This window comes from Arthrobacter sp. I3 (genome assembly GCF_000520575.1).
In the GTDB taxonomy this organism is placed as follows: Bacteria; Actinomycetota; Actinomycetes; order Actinomycetales; family Micrococcaceae; genus Arthrobacter; species Arthrobacter humicola_A.
On record NZ_KI914922.1, the window covers coordinates 9,832 to 28,382 of the forward strand.

The following is an 18,551-nucleotide window of genomic DNA, read 5'->3' on the forward strand; positions in this document are numbered from 1 at the left end:
GTCCGCCCGCCCCGGTAGACTGGCACGGTGCTGAATGAATTTTGGGCCACCGCGTCAACCACCTACAAGGTGCTCGTCTTCAGCGCCATGGGCCTGATCGCCCTCGGCATCATCCTCAGCGTGGTGGGCAACAGCACCGGCAACCAGCCCCTTGCCCTCGCCTCACTGGCAGTGATCGGACTCGGCCTGATCCTGCACATTGCCGGGCTTGTGGTCCGCGGCCAGGCGATCCGGAAAAACCTCAAGCGCTAGCGGCCGCGTTCCGCACCACATGGCTCCGGGCATGCTCCACCGCGTCCGGGAGGGATGTGAACAGGTGCTTGTGATGCCGCAGTGAGCGGATGACCCCCACATTGGTCACGAGCTCCAGATGCTGCGGCTGGACCCCCTTCAGCAGGACCGTGACCCCGCGCAGCTCCAGCGCGGAGACCACCTCAACGAGCATGTGGGCGCCCGTGGCGTCCAGCATCCGCAGCTGGGAGAGCCGGATGACGGCCACCTGGATGTCCCGGACCTGGCTGATCTCCTGCAGGACCCGCTCCGCTGCACCGAAAAACATGGCCCCGTCGAGCCGGAAGATGGCGATGTGCTCGTCGCCCGGAACCGGCGGCCCCGGGATGTCCTCGCGCCGGACCCCGCTCAGCGAAGCGAATGTCCGCAGCGTGAACACGGCGGCCGCGGCGAGTCCGATCTGGATGGCCACAATGAGGTCGAAGGCGACGGTAATGAGGGCGGTGACCACGAACACCGCGGCGTCGGCCCGGGTGGAGCGCAAAATCGCCGTGACGGTGTGCCGCGAGACCATGCGGACGGCCGTGACCATGAGGATGCCGGCCAGCGCCGCCAGCGGGATCCTGCCGACGAGCCCCGCCGCCAGGTAGATGATGGCCAGCAGCACCAGGGCGTGCACCACCGCGGAGAGCCGGGTCTTGGCCCCGGAACGGACGTTCACGGCGGTCCGGGCGATCGCGCCCGTCGCGGGCATGCCGCCGAAGAATCCGGCAGCGATCGAGGCCAGCCCCTGGCCGGTGAGCTCCCGGTCCGGGCTGTACGCGCCGGACGGACGGCCGTCGGGGCCGACCATGCCGGCGGCCACCCGGGCCGAGAGCAGGGATTCGATGGCGGCGAGCGTCGCGATGGACACGGCCGGCATCAGCAGGCCTCCCAGCGCGGCCGGATCGACAGAGGGCATCGAGGGCGCCGGCAGGGAGTGCGGAAGCGCGCCGATCCGCGGTATGTCCAGCGCCAGCATCTCCGACGCCGCGGTGGTGAGCAGCACTGCGATCAGGCTCGCGGGCAGGGCCTTGTTCAGCCTGGGCAGCAGGTACATCACGGCCGCGACGCATGCCATCACCGCGAGCGTTTCCAGCACGGTCGGCATGGTGGCCTGCGACGCGCTCTCGACGGCGGCCAGGAGCGTGTTGTGGCCCGGCGTTCCCTCGGTGCCCGTGGCCAAGGGAACCTGCTGGAGGAAAATGATGGCGGCGATACCGAGTGTGAAACCCTCCACGACCGGCCACGGGATGAACGCGACGGCCCGGCCCAGCCCGCTGGCGCCGAGGACCACGACCAGCAGCCCGGCCAATACAGAGACCAGGGCAATGCTGCCGACGCCGTGGACGGCGACCACCGGGGCCAGGACCACCACCATGGCGCCGGTCGGGCCAGAGACCTGGACGTTGGATCCGCCCATGACGGCGGCGACAAGTCCTGCCACCACCGCGGTGATGAGTCCGGCCTCCGCCCCGACCCCGGAACTGACCCCGAAGGCCAGGGCCAGGGGGAGCGCCACAATGCCCACCGTGATGCCGGCGAACAGGTCCGTCTTCCAGGCGGACCTCAAGAGCTCGTAGTCGCGGCGGGACGGCACAAACCGGGCGAAGCGTCCCCGTGCCGTGGCAGATGTCGTCGCCGGATCTGCTGCCTGTGCCGCGCTCACGTTGCCGCGGCGTCGAGGTGGCCGGTACTGTCGGCGTCGCCCGCGCGGTCGAGGTGGCCTGCCGGCAGCTCCTGCGCTATCCGGAGCTGTTCGCTGGAACCGGCGAGGGTGTCCAGCAGGAAGACCCGGGCAATCGCGAGCAGCTCCTTGATCTTGGGATGAGTCAGCCGGTAGGTCACGACATTCGCCGTCCGGACCGACGTCACCACACCGTGCCGGCGCAGCGTGCCCAGATGCTGGGACAGGTGCGAGGGCTCCAGCCCCGTCTCGGCGAGCAGGTAACTGACCGGCGCCGTATTGTCCGGCGCGGCCGCCAGAAGCTCGAGGATCCGGATTCGGGCCGGGTGCGCCAGGGCTTTGAACAGGTTGGCCTTGATTTCATACAGGGGGGTCTGCGCGGCGGAGATCATGGCGGGGAAACACTTTCTCGCATCCGTTCGCGGCGCGGTGCGGCGGCGCCCTCGGCGATTCGGATTGATGGATTGATGTTTTCATCATATCGCGCCGGTCAAGACCCGCCGGAGCGCCCGTCTGTGCCCGTCCGGTTCCCGGCGCGCACCCTGTCACGAAGCCGGACGGCTCCGGGCGTGGCGATAGGCTGGAACCATGACTATCAATCCGGACCTGCAGGGGCGCAGCTACCCTGCCGCAGAGGTGTATGACGTCGGCCGCGAGAAGATCCGCGAGTTCGCGCGCGCGGTCAAAGCCACCCACCCTGCCCACTTCGATGTTGCCGCCGCCGAGGCGCTGGGTCACAGCGACCTCGTGGCGCCGCCGACCTTCGCCATTATCGTCGCGCAGCGAGCCGACGCGCAGCTGATCGAGGATCCGGAATCCGGGATCGACTTCTCCCGCGTGGTCCACGCCGACCAGCGGTTCACGCACCACCGCCCGATCATCGCGGGGGACCGGTTGGTCGCCGAACTGCACGTCGACGGCGTCCGCGCCATGGGCGGCGGAGCCATGATCACCACCCGCTCGGAAATCTTCGCCCTGGCCCCCGGCGATGCCACCGGCGCCGCCGGCGATGCCACCGGTGTCCGGGAGCCGGTCGCCACCACCACCTCGTCCATCCTGGTCCGCGGAGAGGGACAGTAGCCATGAGCATCGACATCGCAGCACTCACGGTCGGCCAGGACATTGGCAGCCGCAGCATTACCGTCACCCGCACCGACCTCGTCAAGTACGCAGGCGCATCCGGTGACTTCAACCCGATCCACTGGAACGAGGCCTTCGCCACCGGCGTCGGTCTGCCGGGCGTGATCGCGCACGGCATGTTCACCATGGGTGCGGCCGTCCAGCTCGTGACCGACTGGGCCGGCGATCCCGCCGCCGTCGTCGACTTCCAGACCCGCTTTACCAAGCCGGTTCCCGTCGCCGACACGACGGGGACACCGGAGTCCGGTGCCGTGATCGAGGTCAGCGGGGCCATCGGGGCCCTCGACGCCGACGCCGGCACCGCCCGCGTCGACCTCACGGTCGTCTCGGCCGCCCAGAAGGTCCTCGTCAAGGCCCAGGCCGTCGTCAGGGTGGCCTAGCCCATGGCGTTGCTGTGAATCTGGCTGCTGTGACCAAGGAAGTCTTCGTCCCGCCCGCCGAGATCACGCACTGGCGAAACGCCGTGGTGGTGGCCTACGCCGCGAGCGGAATCGCATTCTCCACCTGGGTGTCCCGGCTGCCGGCCATCCGCGACGGCCTGGACCTGACTCCCGGCACCATCGGGCTGCTCCTGCTCTGCATGACGGCGGGATCCTTCGTGTCCGTGTCCGCCTCGGGCCTGATTGTTCTTCGCCTTGGCTCCAAGCGCACCATCCGGATCGGCAGCATCATGGTCGGATTCGGGCTGGCGCTGGCAGGCTTCGGCACCTCGGTGCTCGCCAGCCCGGTGGCGGTTGCCGCGGGTCTGGCAATCATCGGGCTGGGCACCGCCAGCTGGAACACCGCGTCCAACGTCGAAGGGGCGGCGGTGGAACGCGCCGTCCGGCGGCACATCATGCCCCGGCTGCACGGCTCCTTCAGCCTGGGCACTGTGGCGGGCGCCGGGCTGGGCGCCTGGGCTGCCGCCGCCGGGATCCCGGTCTTCCTGCACCTGGCCGTGGTGGGCCTGCTCGTGGCCGGCTCGGTGACCATCGCGGCGGCCTGGTTCCGGGCGGACATCACGCCCCTCGAGGCGGAGCAGCCCTTCAAAGCGTCCGGGACAGATACCTTCGAGGATCCTTCCACCGGGCCCATCCCGATCGTCCGGCAGACGGACGCGGTCCCGGAGCCGCCCTTGGACAACAAACGCCTCATCGCCCAGGCCTGGCGTGACAGGCGCACCCTGCTGCTGGGCGTGCTGGTCCTCGGGCTGGCCCTGGCCGAAGGAGCGGCGGGGGACTGGGTGGCGCTGGCGCTGGCCGACGGCCACGGCCAGACCGACGCCGCCGGAGCCGCCGGGTACGGGCTGTTCGTCACCTTCATGACCATCGGCCGCTTCGCCGGCACCCTGGTCCTGGACCGCTTCGGCCGGGTCCCGGTGATGCGCTGGTGCGCCGCGCTGGCGGTTCTGGGCCTCGGCCTGTTCGTCTTCGCACCGGTACCGTGGCTGGCCTACGTGGCCCTGGCCATCTGGGGACTCGGCGCGTCCCTGGGCTTCCCGGTCGGCATGTCCGCCGCGGCCGACGATCCCGTCAAGGCCGCCGCGCGGGTGTCCGTGGTGTCCACGATCGGCTACGGAGCGTTCCTGTGCGGGCCGCCGCTGCTGGGTCTGCTGGCCGAGCACGTCGGCATTCTCCACTCGCTGCTGGCCGTGATGGTGATGCTGATCGTCAGTTTCCTGCTCTCCCCGGTGACCCGTAAACTCCCCGCGCCCGTGCCCTTGCCGGGACAGAGCAGCTAGCCAGGTGCGGCCGGCACCGGCTTAGGCGGGCTGATGATCCCGGCTAGGCTGGTCAGGTGACCCAGATCCAGCTCTCCGCCCTGACCACCTCCGCCGTCGGCGGCCCCGCCGGCAGCTACATCGAGGCCCGCACCGAGGCCGCGATCATCGACGCCGTGCGCACCGCGGACGCCGCCGGCCAGTCCCTGCTGATCATCGGCGGCGGCTCCAACCTGTTGGTGTCCGACGCCGGGTTCCCCGGCACGGTGCTGAAGATCGCCTCCGAGGGGTTCACCGTCGACGCCGAGGACTCCTGCGGCGGCGTCGCGGTGGTGGTCCAGGCCGGCCACAACTGGGACGCCTTCGTTGAACACGCCGTGAAGCATGCCTGGTCCGGCGTCGAAGCGCTCTCCGGAATCCCCGGTGCCACGGGCGCCACCCCCGTGCAGAACGTCGGCGCCTACGGGGCCGACGTCTCCCAGACGATCGCCGTCGTGCGCACCTGGGACCGGGAACGCAACGCGGTGAAGACCTTCACGAATTCCGAACTCAAGTTCGGCTACCGGGACTCCATCCTGAAGCAGACCACCGTCAACGGCTCACCGCGCTATGTGGTGCTCACCGTGGAATTCCAGCTCCCGCTCGGCCGGAAGAGCGCCCCGGTCCGCTACGCCGAACTCGCCCGGGTGCTCGGCGTCGAGCAGGGCCAGCGGGCCTACTCCACCGACGTCCGGCGCGAGGTGCTGCGGCTCCGGGCGTCCAAGGGCATGGTCTGGGACGCGGACGACCGTGACACCTACTCCACGGGATCCTTTTTCACGAACCCGATCGTGACCGAGGACGTCGCGGCACGGCTGCCTCAGGAGGCCCCGCGTTACCCCGCCGGTGCGGACGGGCTGACCAAGCTCTCGGCGGCGTGGCTCATCGACCAGGCCGGGTTCGCCAAGGGCTTCGGCCTGGACCCGGACAGCGTCTCGGGCGGCCGGGCCTCGCTGTCCACCAAGCACACCCTCGCCATCACTAACAGGGGAGGGGCGAGCGCGGCGGACATGCTGGCCGTCGCGCGCGAGGTCCGCCACGGCGTCGCCGAACGTTTCGGCATTGAACTGCACCCGGAGCCGCTGCTGATCGGCGTCGATCTCTAGGGAAGGTCCGGCCCCGGGAAAAGGGCCGCCGCCCGGGCAAGGCCGGGCAGCGCCGGCAGGGCGTCCCGCGCCCCGGCTACGGTTCCGTGTGGCGGGGTGCCACCTTGCTGAAAAGCATGAAGGTGAAACCCGAGGCCGCGGCCCCGAGCAGGAAGACCTGGCAGAACGCCACGGACTGGACGCTGGGCCCGCTTTGCAGCACCAGTCCGGCGCACGCAAACGCCACGGCGCCGGCGAGGAACGCCAGGGAGCCGAGCAGGAAGGCCTGCACGGTGGCCGGAAATTCGCCGCCATAGTCGAGCTGGAGCTCCCGGCCCTGCGGGGCAATGCTGCCGTGCTTCACAGCCGCCTGCACCCGTGCCTGAGACCGTGACTGAGGCTGTGACTGAGACCGTGACCGTGCCCGCGGCTGCAACGCCGCGGCCGTGACGAAGCTGGCCACGGACACCGCCATGGACAAGGCGGCCACCAGCTGCAGGGTGCTCATCATGGGCGAGAGCCGGGTACCGCTGGCGATGGCGACGGCGAGCCCGGCAGCCATGCCGGCGGCGCTGGACGCCCAGCCCAACAGGGCCAGCTTCCGGCACAGGGGCCGCAGCAGCGGCCACACCTCACTCATAGTCATGATTCAAGGGTAGGGAAGCCTGCTGGATGGCGGCTGGGAACAGCCGGGCAACAACCCGACAGGCAACACAGGCGGCTTACCATGGTTCCATGGCAGCAGTGACGGGCATCCGCCGGCTTGGCCCCGGAATCATCGGCAGGCTGCGGCTGGCCGCCCAGGGACTGCTGGGACCGGGGTTTCGGTCCGTCCCCGACGCTGTCCGCGGCATGACGGCGATGCAGGCCCAGGACCTGCAGGCCGTGCTCTGGGCCGTCGGCCAGCGTGTGCCGGGTTCCCGCGCCGAAGACGTCCGCGGGGCGCTGGACCGGGCGGAGATCGTCCGTTCCTGGCCAATGCGCGGTACTTTGCACGTGCTGGCACCCGAGGACTTGAAATGGATGCTGGCCATCACCTCCGACCGGCTGATCCAGGGCCTGGCCCGGCGCCACCGGGAGCTCGAGATCACGGCAGCGGACGTCGACGCCGCCGCGGCAACAGCCCTGCAGCTGGTCTCTGGAGGAGCTGCCAGCCGGGCGGAGCTGTTCCAGGCCTTCGAACGGGCGGGTCAGTCCACGGCGGGCCAGCGCGGCATCCATCTGCTCGGGATCCTGTGCCAGCGGGGGTTGCTGGTGCAGGGGCCGCTGGCCGGCAACCAGCAGCTGGTCGTGGCCTTTGGCGACTGGATCACCGAGTCGCGGACCGTGGACCGTTCCGACGGCATCGCCGAATGGCTGCTGCGCTACTTTCGCAGTCACGGCCCCGCCACGGAACGTGATTTTGCCTGGTGGGCCGGCATTCCGCTGACGGAAACCCGGGCGGCCCTGGCCCGGGTGTCGGACCAGCTGGCGGAGCTGGAGTTTGAGGGGACCAGCTACTGGCTCTCTGCAGAGACAGCCGCGCTGCTCGACGACGGCGTCCCCGGTCAGCGCACGGTGCTGGCGCTGCCGGGGTTCGATGAATTCCTGCTCGGCTACGCGGACCGGTCCCTCGTGCTGCCGCCGGAGCATGCCGACAAGATCGTCCCCGGCGGCAACGGCGTGTTCAAGAAGACCATTGTGGCCGGCGGCGGCGTGATCGGCACCTGGGCAGGGCCGCCGGGCCGCAGGGGAGCCGGCGTCGTGCCCGAACCCTTCGACCCTGTTAACGGGCTGCGGCCCGCCGCCCAGAAGTCTTTTGGGCTGCAGGCCGCGAAATACCGCAGATTCCTTGGCGCCTGAACAGGTGCCGGAACTTCCGCCTGAAGGGGTGTCTGAACGTCCGCCCGTATGCGTGTCCCGGACGGGCTCCTAGAGGTTTCCGGTGGCGATGCGGAGCATGCGCCGCAGCGGCTCCGCGGCGCCCCACAGCAGCTGGTCGCCCACCGTGAACGCGCTGATGTACTGCGGACCCATCTCAAGCTTGCGGATCCGGCCCACCGGAATGTCCAGGGTGCCGGAGGCCGCCACGGGCGTGAGCTCGGCCATCGAGGCTTCCTTGGTGTTTGGCACCACGCGGGCCCACTGGTTGTCCGCGTCCACGAGCTTCTCGATCTCGGCGACCGGGAGGTCCTCGCGCAGCTTCAGGGTCAGGGCCTGGGAGTGGGAGCGCATCGCACCGATCCGGATGCACAGGCCGTCCATGACGACGCGGTTGGCGGCGGAGGTGCCAAGGATCTTGTTCGTCTCCACTCCGGCCTTCCATTCCTCCTTGGACTGGCCGTTGCCGAGGTCCGCGTCGATCCAGGGGATCAGGGAACCGGCCAGCGGAACGCCGAACTGAGTGGCGTCGATGCCGGCGCGCTGGTGTGCCAGGACCTTGCGGTCGATTTCGAGGATCGCCGACGCCGGGTCGTCCAGTTCGGTGCTGACCTCGGCGTTGAGGCTGCCGAACTGGTTCAGCAGTTCACGCATGTGGCGTGCCCCGCCGCCGGAGGCCGCCTGGTACGTCATGGAGGTGCCCCATTCGACCAGGTCGTTCTTGAAGAGCCCGCCCAGGCCCATCAGCATGCAGGACACGGTGCAGTTGCCGCCGACGTAGTCCTTCACCCCGCCGGAGAGGCCGGCGTCGATGACGTCCCGGTTGATGGGGTCCAGCACGATGATGGAATCCTCATTCATGCGCAGCGTGGAGGCGGCATCGATCCAGAGGCCGTCCCAGCCTCGGCTGCGGAGCTCGCCGTGGACCTGCTTGGTGTAGTCCCCGCCCTGGGCGGTGACAATAATGGGCAGCTTCGCCAGCGTCTCGAGGTCGAACGCGTCCTCAAGCTTGCCGGCGGCGCCCGCAGCGGCGCCGGCCAGGGCCGGGGCGGCACCGCCCGCGTTCGAGGTGGAGAAGAAGACCGGGTTGATGTTGGCGAAGTCGCCCTCATCCTGCATGCGCTGCATGAGGACGGAACCGACCATGCCACGCCAACCAACCAGGCCGACGGACGGGGTAGCTGCTGTAGTCATGGGCCCAGTTTAGACTTCGCGGCCCGCCCGGCGCAGTCGGTTACGTCACGCGTTATAGTCGCCGCGGGGCTCTTCCAGCAGTGCCGCCTTGCGCCGGCGCAGCGCGAAAACCGCCCCGAACGTGAAGACCTGGGTCACCACCACCAGCACGATCGCCCCGAGGATCTTGTTGCCGCCCAGGATCATGGTCAGCCCCACGACCGCGGAGAGCAGTGCGAGCAGGGGCAGGAGCATGTACCCCAGGACAAAGAGTGTTTCTGGCTTCCTCAGCATTACTTGGCCTCCGTCCGGCGCCACAGCGTGATCCGGTAGCGGGTGCCGTTGGCGGAGGTCAGCCAGCCGTTGGCCGGGAGGCTGGCCGAGACGGTCCAGTCGTAGCCGAGTTCCGGAGCGAAGGTGTCCCCTTCGGCGCTGGTGTCGATGGTGGTGACGACGGCGACGTCGGCAAGGTCCAGAGACTGGGCAAAGATTTCGCCGCCGCCGATGATCCACACGGTCTCATGGCCGGCCACGAACTGGGATTCAAGCAACGCGTCATCGAGCGACGCCACCGCGACGGCGCCTTCCGCGCCGGGGGTGTCCCGCCAGGCGGCCTGGCGGGTGATGACGATGTTCGTCCGGTCGGGCAGGGGGCGGTACTTGTCCGGGAATGATTCCCAGGTCTTGCGTCCCATGATGACCGGGTGGCCGGTGGTGAGGCGGCTGAAGTGCGACATGTCTTCGGGCAGGTGCCACGGCATGTCGCCGGCCTGGCCGATCACCCCGGTGCTGGTCTGGGCCCAGACGAGCCCGAGGCCAGTGGTGGACGCTCGGAGTTGCTCCGTGAAATCGCCGGGCTGCACGCCCGCGGTGTTGTCGTTGCTCATACGGCTATCGGGGCCTTAATCGTCGGGTGGTGCTGGTAGCCGACCACCTCGAAGTCCTCGAGGGTGTAGTCGAAGATGGAGTCCGGCTTGCGGGTGATGTTCAGCTGGGGGTAGTCGTAGGGCTCGCGGGCGAGCTGCTTGAGGACCTGGTCCATGTGGTTGTCGTAGATGTGGACATCCCCGCCGGTCCAGACGAATTCGCCCGGTTCCAGGCCGGTCTGCTGCGCGATCATGCGTGTCAGCAAGGCGTAGGACGCGATGTTGAAGGGCACGCCCAGGAAAGTGTCCGCCGACCGCTGGTACAGCTGGCACGAAAGCTTGCCGTCCGCCACGTAGAACTGGAAGAACGCGTGGCATGGGGGCAGGGCCATGTCCTTGAGTTCGGAGACGTTCCAGGCCGAGACGATGTGCCGGCGCGAATCCGGGTTGGACTTCAGGTTCATGATGAGTTCGGCGATCTGGTCGATGTGGCCGCCGTCGGGCGTGGGCCAGGAACGCCACTGGACCCCGTAAACGGGACCGAGTTCGCCGTCGGCGTCGGCCCATTCGTCCCAGATGGTGACGCCCTGGTCCTGCATCCATTTGACGTTCGTGTCGCCGCGGAGGAACCAGAGCAGCTCCACCGCCACGGACTTGAAATGCACCCGCTTGGTGGTGATCAGCGGGAAGCTCTTGCTCAGGTCGAAGCGGAGCTGGCGGCCAAAAACACTCAGGGTGCCGGTGCCGGTGCGGTCCGATTTGTGCGTGCCGTGCTCGAGGACGTCGCGCAGGAGGTCTTCATAGGGCGTAGGGATGCTCACCGTTCCAGTCTACTGAGAACTCGCCGGCTCTCCTTATTTGTGTGACCCGCCCTGCCTCGCCCGCAGGATCGCCAGCAGTGCCGCGTCGTCGAGCCCGGCAGTGCGGCCTTCCGCAATGCAGCGGTCGACGGCGGCGATCACCTCCACCGGGACCGTGCCCGGCGGAGGTGCGGGCGGGGGCAGGATCGGCTGGCTGCCGGCGACCACCGTGCCGTTGCGCCGCCGGGTTTCGACCAGTCCGGCCAGTTCGAGTTCCTTGTAGGCCCGCGCGACTGTCCCGGCAGCGAGGCCCAAGTCCGACGCGAGGCTGCGGACGGTTGGCAGCCGGGTTCCCGCTGCAAGCGTCCCGAGGCTGATGAGGGAGGCGATCTGGGTCCGGATCTGCTCGAAGGGGGGAACCGGCGAACGCAGGTTGATGGCGATGCCCGCCCTCACGCGGCGACTTCCTTCCGCGGCAGGGGAGCCGGGGTCTTCCGGGCCAGGCCGCCCACGGGGATGATGGCGATGAGCACGGCACTGGCGGCCAGGACAGCGCCGGCCAGGGTCGCGGGCCACCACGATCCGGCGGCCGGATCGACGGCGTCGCCGAACGCGTCCGGCCCGAACACCGCCGCCCAGGCGTTGGTCTGGGTCAGCAGCAGGACACCGGCCTGGGCCGTGAGGGTTGCGGCGAGGGTCCGCACGACGCGGTGGACAGTGATGGCGCGCAGCGCGGCGTCCAGACCGCGCGGGGCGTCGCGGACGCCCTGGCGGGACCGGGCCCGGAGGAACGCCGGCAGGGCGGCAACGCAGGTCCCGGCCGTGAGCAGCGCAACCGGAACCCAGCCGGGATCTTCGGCCAGCAGGGCCCGCCCCGCGGCGGTGACGGCGAGGGCTGCCAGGAAGACCAGCAGCGCCAGGACCGCCGTGGTCAGCAGGGCGGCGTTGACCGGCTGCCGGGGCCAGGTGCGCGGCGCCTCGGGCGATCCATAGTTGCGCTGCAGGACCAGCTCGCCTCCGGCGATGACCAGCAGGACGCAGATGCCCATTAGGGCCACGAGTCCCGCAAGTCCGTAGCCGGCGGCCGCCATGATCACGGGGGCGAGGAAGGCTCCGGCGACCAGCGGCACGGCGGCCGCGAGGCCCAGGAGCGCTCCAAGTGAGGAGACCAGCCTGGCGGCCGGGTGCTGGCGGCCGGTGGCGATCCCTGATTCCGGCCGGTTCCGGACGCCCAGCCCGGCGGAAGCAAGCCGAGGCGGCCGCCACCACCACATCACGAGCAGAACCACGGTCGCCGCGAGGCCGGCGAAGTTCGTCCACGATCCCGTTTGCTGGGCCGGATCGGGACGGGCCGCGAAGTTCCCCGCGATGACTGCCAAGCCGGCAGCCACTGTGGACACTGTGCGCAGCAGCCGGTTCATCGCGATGGTCCGCAGTACAGCGTTGTCCGCCGCGTCAAGGGACTCCAACTGTCGGCGGCGGCCGATCAGCCACAAAACCAGCCACGTGCCGACGGCCAGCACCAGCAGGGCGCCGCCGAGCCATGCGGCCACCTCCGGTCCGGGGATACGGCCGTCGCCGCCGCTGTTGTAGTAGCCGTACGCGCCGTCGCTGACCGTAGTGGGAGCCACGGCCGCGAACCCGGGCAGCGTGGCAGTCCGGGCGATGGCCGCGGCAGCCGAGACGAAGATCGCAGCCGTGGTCAATGCCAGCCTGCGGGGCAGGAAGTCTTTGATGCGCCGCACGGACAGCACGGCCTGCCGCCGCATTCGCCACGGACCCGGGTAGCTGACCTGTCCCAGGGCATGCACGCCCAGGCAGCCCAGGACCGGCCATGCCAGCGCCGGGATGATCGAGTCGGCGCCCACCACGGCGGACGCTGACGGATTGGCCGGGATGATGCCCAGGGTCATGGCGCCCTGGAGTGAGCTCGCGAGCCAGCCGATCACACCTACCCACAGCCCGTGCTCCGACACTGTTTGCGGCGACGTTCCGGTCCCGGGAGCCCAGATCACCCACCGCAGAACGGCATACACCAGCAGGGCGGCGATCGCCGGGCCGAGCAACAGCATCGGCGGCACGTTCAACAGGACCGGCACGGAATCCCCCGAGATTCAGCAGTAATGTATCAAGCTATTGATACAAACTAGGCTTGGGGCCCCCCGGGGTCAAGGACCTCAGTCGTCGAACGGCCTGAACCGCTCCACCGCGACCACTTTTTTCTTGCTGCCGCGGGCGACGTGGCAGACCACGATCTCGCCCGGCGCCAGGAACGGGTCCGAGGACGGCAGCAGGTCCCGCAGCCGGGAGTTCATGTGCTTCGCGAGTTGCTTCAGGACCGTGGGCAGGGCCGGACGGTGCGTACACAGCGCCACGGCCCGCTGCTTGTCGAACAATCCCTCGACGACGGCTGCCGTCTTGTGCGGGCTGCGGCTGTGCCGGTGCTCGGTGAGGGCCTCGTTGAGCTTGACCTTGGCGTCGGCCGCCTTGGCGTAGGGCGCGATGGTGGCCACGCACCGCAGCCACGGGCTTGAAACGATCCGCGCGGGCTTCCACGCCTGCAGGAGCCGCCCCACCGACTGCGCCTGCCGCATGCCGGTGGCGGCCAGCGGACGGTCGCCCTCGGCCTTGGACCAGGACGAGCGGGGCTTGGCCTTCGCGTGGCGCACGATCAGCAGCGGCCAGGTCGCCAGCTCCCCGCGGTCGTGGGCGTTCACCAGGTGCTGCAGCGGCTCGATGTCGCTCGGGTTGCTCAGGAGGCGGGCGGCCTTCTCGGGCGGGCACCACATGACGCTGTCGACTTCCGTGCCGTCCGGGATCAAGGCGGCGCCGTCGACGTCGACCGCCCAGTAGTGGACCACCTTCAGCCCGGCCGCCACATGGTAGTGGATGGGCGGGAGCGGGATCCCCAGGGGGGCGGTGAGCCCGATCTCCTCCTCCACCTCGCGCACGGCGCACTCCGGGATGGTCTCGCCGGCGTCGATTTTGCCCTTCGGCCAGGACCAGTCGTCATACCGCGGACGGTGGATCAGCAGGACCTCGAGCTGGTCCTTGTTTACCGAATTGAGGCGCCACGGGATGGCGCCCGCCGCCGTGACGGAAACCTCTTCACCGGGTTGGTCAGCCTGGTCCGCAACCAGTGCATCGCTGCTCACACTCACGATCCCTACCGCAGGCTGGTCGAGCGCTGGCGCGAACGGGAGGCGAGCAGCCAGGACTGCACGTCCTTGAGGTCCTGGCCGTCTTCCGCCAGGTGGTGGCGGGTCCATTCACCCTGCTTGTCCAAATGCCAACTCGCCGTTTCGGGCACCATGTAGCGGTTGAGCAAGTCCAGGACATAGCTCGTGTCGTCGCCGCTCGTCAGCTGCACGAGGGCTTCAACCCGGCGGTCGAGGTTGCGGTGCATCATGTCGGCCGAGCCGATGTAAACCACCGGGTCGCCGGCATTGGCGAACGCGAAGACGCGGGAGTGTTCCAGGAAGCGGCCCAGCACGGAGCGGACCGTGATGTTCTCGCTCAGGCCGGGAACGCCGGGCCGCAGGGAGCAGATGCCGCGGACAATGACATCCACCTGCACTCCGGCCTGGGACGCGCGGTACAGGGAATCGATGATGGCTTCGTCCACCATCGAATTGACCTTGATCTGGACGCGGGCGGGGATGCCGGCCCGGGCGTTCCTGATCTCGGTTTCGATCCTGTCGATCAGCCCGGAACGGACCGAGCGCGGCGCCACGAGCAGCCTCTTGAACGTGGACTTCGGCGCGTAGCCGGAGAGCTGGTTGAACAGCTTCGAAAGGTCTTCGCCGACCTGTTCGTTCGCCGTCAGCAGGCCCAGATCCTCGTAGTAGCGGGCCGTGCGGGGGTGGTAGTTGCCAGTGCCGATGTGGCAGTAGCGGCGCAGGCCGTCCACTTCCTGGCGGACCACGAGGGAGAGCTTGCAGTGGGTCTTGAGCCCCACGATGCCGTAAACCACATGGACGCCTGCCTGTTCCAGTTTCCGGGCCCAGGAGATGTTCGCCTGCTCGTCAAAGCGCGCCTTGATCTCCACGAGCGCCAGGACCTGCTTGCCGGCCTCGGCGGCGTCAATCAGGGCATCGACAATCGGGGAGTCACCGGACGTGCGGTACAGGGTCTGTTTGATGGCCTGGACTTTGGGGTCCGCGGCTGCCTGTTCCAGGAACGCCTGGACCGACGTGGAGAAGGAGTCGTACGGGTGGTGCAGGAGGATGTCCCGTCGCCGCATGGCGGCAAAAACGTTGGCCGCCTTGGACGTTTCCGATTCGTTGAGGTAGCGCGAGGTGTGCGGGACGTGCTTGGGGTAGTGCAGGTCCGCCCGGTCGATCCCGGCAATCACCGAGAGTCCGCGCAGGTCCAGCGGCGCCGGCACGGAGTAGACCTCGGATTCCTCGACGCCGAGCTCGCGGATCAGCAGGGCACGGATGTTCGGGTTGATGTCATTGGTGACCTCAAGGCGGACGGGCGGGCCGAACCGGCGGCGCAGGAGTTCCTTCTCCAAGGCCTGCAGCAGGTTTTCGGCGTCGTCCTCTTCGACCTCGACGTCCTCGTTGCGGGTCACGCGGAAGATGTGGTGTTCCAGGACCTCCATGCCGGCGAACAGCTGGTCCAGGTGCACGGCGATCACTTCTTCGAGCGCGATGAACCGTGCCACCCGTCCCGGGACGGAGCCGGCGCGGGCGCCGTCGATGGAGATCAGGCGCGGGAGCTGGTCAGGGACCTTGACACGGGCGAAGAGCTCCTTGTCGCTGACCGGGTTGCGGACCACCACGGCGAGGTTCAGGGACAGCCCGGAGATGTAGGGGAACGGGTGCGCCGGGTCCACGGCCAGCGGCGTCAGGATCGGGAAAACTTTTTCCGCGAACATGGCGCTGAGCTGGTCCTTGGCCTGCGAGTCGAGTTCCTCCCAGTGCATCAGGTGGATGTGCTCATAGGCCAGCGCCGGACGGATCTGTTCGGCGTAGACCCGGGCGTGGCGCTGCTGCAGCCGGTGGGCCTCCTCCCCGATCTGCTCCAGGACCTGCATGGGGCTCAGCCCGGCAGGGGAGGGGACGGCGAGCCCCGTGGCGATCCGCCGCTTCAGCCCGGCCACCCGGACCATGAAGAACTCGTCCAGGTTGGAGGCGAAGATGGACAGGAAGCTGACCCGCTCCAGCAGGTACAGGTTGGGGTCCTCGGCCAATTCCAGGACCCGCGCGTTGAACGCAAGCCAGCTCAGTTCCCGGTCCAGAAACCGGTCGGGGCGGATGTCGCCTTCCGGTTCCGGGTTCGGCGCGAACTCCGGAATATCGATCCGGTCCTGCGTGGCGCGCGAGGCCGGCACTTCGGAGGAGCCAAAGCGGGCACGTACCGGACGCGCCCCCTTTTCCGGCGTTGCTGGTTCAGACGTGGATGTCCGGGCGGTATCCCGTGGCATGGTGTCTCCTCAATGCTGGCGCGATGTAGCTTCAACCTTACAAGCAATCGTGGCCGGATGACCCCAGGTTTCGGCCCGGGCCGGGACGGTTATCCGCCGACTTGACTAACGCCGTCCGGCGCGGGAGCGGCGGCCTGTGCTGGCTGCTGCGGCAGCGGCGCGTACATCACATCGACATCCCAGCGGGTGAATCCGAGCCGGCGGTAGAGGGCGACGGCGGGGGTGTTGTCGGCATCGACGTAGAGCATGACGGCGCGGAGCCCCAGGCCCTGGAGATGCCTGATGCCGGCGACCGTGAGGGCCTTGCCGAGCCCGGACCCCTGGGCATCGGGGGTCACGCCCACCACGTAGACCTCGCCCATTGCGGGGTGGTCGCCGTGCCGGGGGTGCACCTTGGTCCAATGGAATCCCAGGATCCGGTCCGCCGGGTCGACGGCCAGCAGGAAGCCCGCGGGATCAAACCACGGTTCGGCCATCCGGGCGTCCAGATCGGCCCGCGTCATGTTGCCTTGCTCCGGGTGGTGGGCGAATGCGGCCTTGTTTGCGGCCAGCCAGCCGTCCTCGTCCCGGCCGGGCACGAAGGTGCGGAGCTGTACGCCGTCCGGGAGGTGCGCCTCCGGCAGGGCCGCTGCCGCCGTCATCAACCGCATCTTCCACAGCTCACGCACGGCGCCGTAGCCGTAGCGGGCTGCGAGGTCGGCCGCGGCCTCGTGGTTTCCGTGGGACCAGGCTTTCAGGCCGGCGAAGCCGCGGACGGTCTTCAGTTCGCCCAGCAGGCGGTCGCCCACGCCCTGGTTGCGGTAGCTGGGATGGACGGCGACCTCAAGGATGCCGGTGCCGTCGGGTTCCTCGATGACGACGGCGACGCCGGCCAGGTCCTGCGCCGTCGCGGGATCCAACTTGTCGTCAGGGGCATAGAGGGCCAGGGCAAGCACCGAGTGCTCGCCCGTATCGCCGGCGCGCAACGTGACAAGGGTCTGTTCGGACAGCGGCGGATTGCCGTCGGACTCTTCCGCCGCGGCGACAAGGGCGGCGACGTCCCGCAGCAGCGCGGCGTCCACGGTTCCTTTTTCAGTGTGTACGGGCCAGTTTTCCGGGTGCGCAGGGCTCATGGTGCAAGGCTATCGGGTGCATGGGGGTCAGCGGCCGATTTTGTCGAACTGCGGACGGCCCCGTATAGTCGTTATCTCGTCCGGCGTTGAGCCAGATGCGAGGGGGATCCACCACTGGGGTGGCCTCGATACGTTCGACCCGTATGTCCTCCACTGAGAAGTACTGCTAGATACTGAGAAGTTTGTGCCGATGGTTTGGTGCGCCAAGAAGGCCCCGGACTCTGGATTCCAGAGTCCGGGGCCTTCTGCGTTCAGTGCTTGTGTACAGTGCCTGCGTACCGGCGCCGCCGCGTTGTGGCGGCCGTGGCGCTCAGGCCTCGGTCAGTTCGTCCTCGGGCTGGCGGACCAGGGTCAGGCGGTAGCCGACGTTGCGGACGGTGCTGATCAGGTTCTCGTGGTCGGCGCCCAGCTTGGCCCGCAGCCGCCGGACGTGGACATCCACGGTGCGCGTGCCGCCGTAGTAGTCGTAGCCCCAGACTTCGGTCAGCAGCTGCTGGCGGGTGAACACCCGGCCGGGGTGCTGGGCCAGGTATTTCAGCAGCTCAAATTCCTTGAAGGTCAGGTTGAGCGCGGCGCCGTTGACCCGTGCGGTGTAGCTGGCCTCGTCAATCACGACGCCGGCGGCCCGGATTTCGGTCGGCACGTCCTCCTTCTCCGGAACGGCGCGCGCGACGCCGAGCCGGATCCTCGCCTCGACTTCTGCCGGGCCCGCGGATTCCAGGAGGATGTCGTCCACGGCCCACGCCGAGGAGACCGCGGCCATGCCGCCCTCGGTGAGGATCAGCATCAACGGGGCGCTGAGGCCGGTGGCCTTGAGCAGCTGGGTGAGGGAACGTGCGCCGACCAGGTCCTTGCGGGCATCGAGCAGGACGATGTCGCAGGGGTCGGTCTCGAGCAGGGCAGTGGGCTCGGCCGGAAGGATATGCACCCGGTGGTTCAGCAGTTCCAGAGCAGGCAGGACGTCCACGGATGTTCCCGTGCTGTTCGTCAATAGCAAGATGTGCGACATTGTTCCTCCAAGGGGTGTCCGCGCATCGTTGGGCGTCTTGTTGCTGATGTTGAGTATACCTAAGGGCCCCATTCCGGCCATGGTCCCGTCACCTCCGGCGCCTCCTTTTGCGACACATACCGTTCACATAGGGCAGGATTGAACCGTCAGGGCCCGCGGCCCGTCGAAATTGAGCCGAGTCGAATTGGGGTCCGCAGTGAGCGAAGGTCTGGCCATGCTGGGTCTGCCGATGGCGAGCAGACAGTGAAGCCGTGGAGCGTCGGGATCATCGGCCTGGCCGGTCTCGCGGCGATTGTCGCCGGAGCCTATGCCTCGCCTGAGGTCCTCCTGGCCGTCGCGGTTCTCGCCGCCGCCGGCATCGGTATCGGCTGGCCCTACTT

Annotated in this window: 19 protein-coding genes; 6 read left to right on the forward strand and 13 right to left on the reverse strand. The window is 68.7% G+C overall.

Annotation, left to right across the window (positions count from 1 at the left end; genetic code table 11):
• The first annotated feature begins 27 nt into the window (after positions 1 to 27).
• Complete coding sequence (locus tag Y706_RS0110185; protein WP_028276510.1) at positions 28 to 252, forward strand: DUF3188 domain-containing protein; 225 nt, start codon at positions 28 to 30, stop codon at positions 250 to 252.
• Here the strand turns inward: Y706_RS0110185 and Y706_RS0110190 are convergent.
• On the reverse strand, positions 242 to 1,939 hold the full coding sequence (locus tag Y706_RS0110190) for a SulP family inorganic anion transporter (RefSeq protein ID WP_028276511.1): 1,698 nt from the start codon (positions 1,937 to 1,939) through the stop codon (positions 242 to 244). The genes Y706_RS0110185 and Y706_RS0110190 overlap by 11 nt on opposite strands.
• Positions 1,936 to 2,349, reverse strand: a complete 414-nt coding sequence (locus Y706_RS0110195; RefSeq protein WP_028276512.1) for an ArsR/SmtB family transcription factor — start codon at positions 2,347 to 2,349, stop codon at positions 1,936 to 1,938. The genes Y706_RS0110190 and Y706_RS0110195 overlap by 4 nt, the downstream gene beginning before the upstream one ends.
• Positions 2,350 to 2,545: 196 nt before the next feature.
• Here Y706_RS0110195 and Y706_RS0110200 point away from each other — a divergent pair, with 196 nt between their 5' ends.
• The 4 genes from Y706_RS0110200 to Y706_RS0110215 are packed head-to-tail and all read left to right on the forward strand — an operon-like array spanning position 2,546 to position 5,941.
• Complete coding sequence (locus tag Y706_RS0110200; RefSeq protein WP_028276513.1) at positions 2,546 to 3,037, forward strand: FAS1-like dehydratase domain-containing protein; 492 nt, start codon at positions 2,546 to 2,548, stop codon at positions 3,035 to 3,037.
• Between the two features lie 2 nt (positions 3,038 to 3,039).
• Positions 3,040 to 3,477, forward strand: a complete 438-nt coding sequence (locus tag Y706_RS0110205; RefSeq protein WP_028276514.1) for a MaoC family dehydratase — start codon at positions 3,040 to 3,042, stop codon at positions 3,475 to 3,477.
• 14 nt (positions 3,478 to 3,491) lie between these two features.
• The gene (locus Y706_RS24815) at positions 3,492 to 4,817 is read left to right on the forward strand and encodes an MFS transporter (protein ID WP_253906757.1); all 1,326 of its coding nucleotides are present in this window, start codon (positions 3,492 to 3,494) and stop codon (positions 4,815 to 4,817) included.
• A 56-nt stretch (positions 4,818 to 4,873) separates the two neighbouring features.
• A complete protein-coding gene (locus Y706_RS0110215; RefSeq protein WP_028276515.1) occupies positions 4,874 to 5,941 on the forward strand; it encodes a UDP-N-acetylmuramate dehydrogenase in 1,068 nt (355 codons plus the stop codon).
• 76 nt (positions 5,942 to 6,017) lie between these two features.
• Here the strand turns inward: Y706_RS0110215 and Y706_RS0110220 are convergent, their stop codons facing one another.
• Positions 6,018 to 6,566 carry a hypothetical protein gene (locus tag Y706_RS0110220; protein WP_253906758.1) on the reverse strand — a complete coding sequence of 183 codons (549 nt, stop codon included), beginning with the start codon at positions 6,564 to 6,566 and terminating at the stop codon, positions 6,018 to 6,020.
• Between the two features lie 89 nt (positions 6,567 to 6,655).
• On the opposite strand from Y706_RS0110220, the gene Y706_RS0110225 reads away from it, so the two are divergent.
• A complete protein-coding gene (locus Y706_RS0110225; protein WP_043435907.1) occupies positions 6,656 to 7,762 on the forward strand; it encodes a winged helix DNA-binding domain-containing protein in 1,107 nt (368 codons plus the stop codon).
• A 69-nt stretch (positions 7,763 to 7,831) separates the two neighbouring features.
• On the opposite strand, the gene asd is transcribed toward Y706_RS0110225, so the two are convergent.
• The 10 genes from asd to Y706_RS0110275 all read right to left on the reverse strand — a co-directional run bounded on the left by asd (position 7,832) and on the right by Y706_RS0110275 (position 18,171).
• Positions 7,832 to 8,974 carry an aspartate-semialdehyde dehydrogenase gene (gene asd / locus Y706_RS0110230; RefSeq protein WP_043435910.1) on the reverse strand — a complete coding sequence of 381 codons (1,143 nt, stop codon included), beginning with the start codon at positions 8,972 to 8,974 and terminating at the stop codon, positions 7,832 to 7,834.
• 45 nt (positions 8,975 to 9,019) lie between these two features.
• A complete protein-coding gene (locus tag Y706_RS0110235) occupies positions 9,020 to 9,247 on the reverse strand; it encodes an NF038396 family protein (RefSeq protein WP_028276519.1) in 228 nt (75 codons plus the stop codon).
• Entirely contained in the window at positions 9,247 to 9,840 is a 594-nt protein-coding gene (locus tag Y706_RS0110240; RefSeq protein WP_028276520.1) for a dihydrofolate reductase, read from the reverse strand. The genes Y706_RS0110235 and Y706_RS0110240 overlap by 1 nt, the downstream gene beginning before the upstream one ends.
• The gene (locus Y706_RS0110245) at positions 9,837 to 10,640 is read right to left on the reverse strand and encodes a thymidylate synthase (protein ID WP_028276521.1); all 804 of its coding nucleotides are present in this window, start codon (positions 10,638 to 10,640) and stop codon (positions 9,837 to 9,839) included. Before Y706_RS0110245 ends, Y706_RS0110240 begins: the two co-directional genes overlap by 4 nt.
• Positions 10,641 to 10,673: 33 nt before the next feature.
• On the reverse strand, positions 10,674 to 11,075 hold the full coding sequence (locus tag Y706_RS0110250; RefSeq protein WP_028276522.1) for a GntR family transcriptional regulator: 402 nt from the start codon (positions 11,073 to 11,075) through the stop codon (positions 10,674 to 10,676).
• On the reverse strand, positions 11,072 to 12,691 hold the full coding sequence (locus tag Y706_RS0110255) for a hypothetical protein (protein WP_084476058.1): 1,620 nt from the start codon (positions 12,689 to 12,691) through the stop codon (positions 11,072 to 11,074). Before Y706_RS0110255 ends, Y706_RS0110250 begins: the two co-directional genes overlap by 4 nt.
• A 105-nt stretch (positions 12,692 to 12,796) precedes the next feature.
• Positions 12,797 to 13,774 carry an NUDIX hydrolase gene (locus tag Y706_RS0110260; RefSeq protein ID WP_028276524.1) on the reverse strand — a complete coding sequence of 326 codons (978 nt, stop codon included), beginning with the start codon at positions 13,772 to 13,774 and terminating at the stop codon, positions 12,797 to 12,799.
• 11 nt (positions 13,775 to 13,785) lie between these two features.
• Positions 13,786 to 16,050, reverse strand: a complete 2,265-nt coding sequence (locus Y706_RS0110265; protein ID WP_028276525.1) for an RNA degradosome polyphosphate kinase — start codon at positions 16,048 to 16,050, stop codon at positions 13,786 to 13,788.
• Positions 16,051 to 16,139: 89 nt separating this feature from the next.
• A complete protein-coding gene (gene mshD / locus Y706_RS24820; RefSeq protein ID WP_043435913.1) occupies positions 16,140 to 17,162 on the reverse strand; it encodes a mycothiol synthase in 1,023 nt (340 codons plus the stop codon).
• A 310-nt stretch (positions 17,163 to 17,472) separates the two neighbouring features.
• Complete coding sequence (locus Y706_RS0110275) at positions 17,473 to 18,171, reverse strand: winged helix-turn-helix transcriptional regulator (protein ID WP_028276526.1); 699 nt, start codon at positions 18,169 to 18,171, stop codon at positions 17,473 to 17,475.
• Positions 18,172 to 18,551: the final 380 nt, after the last annotated feature.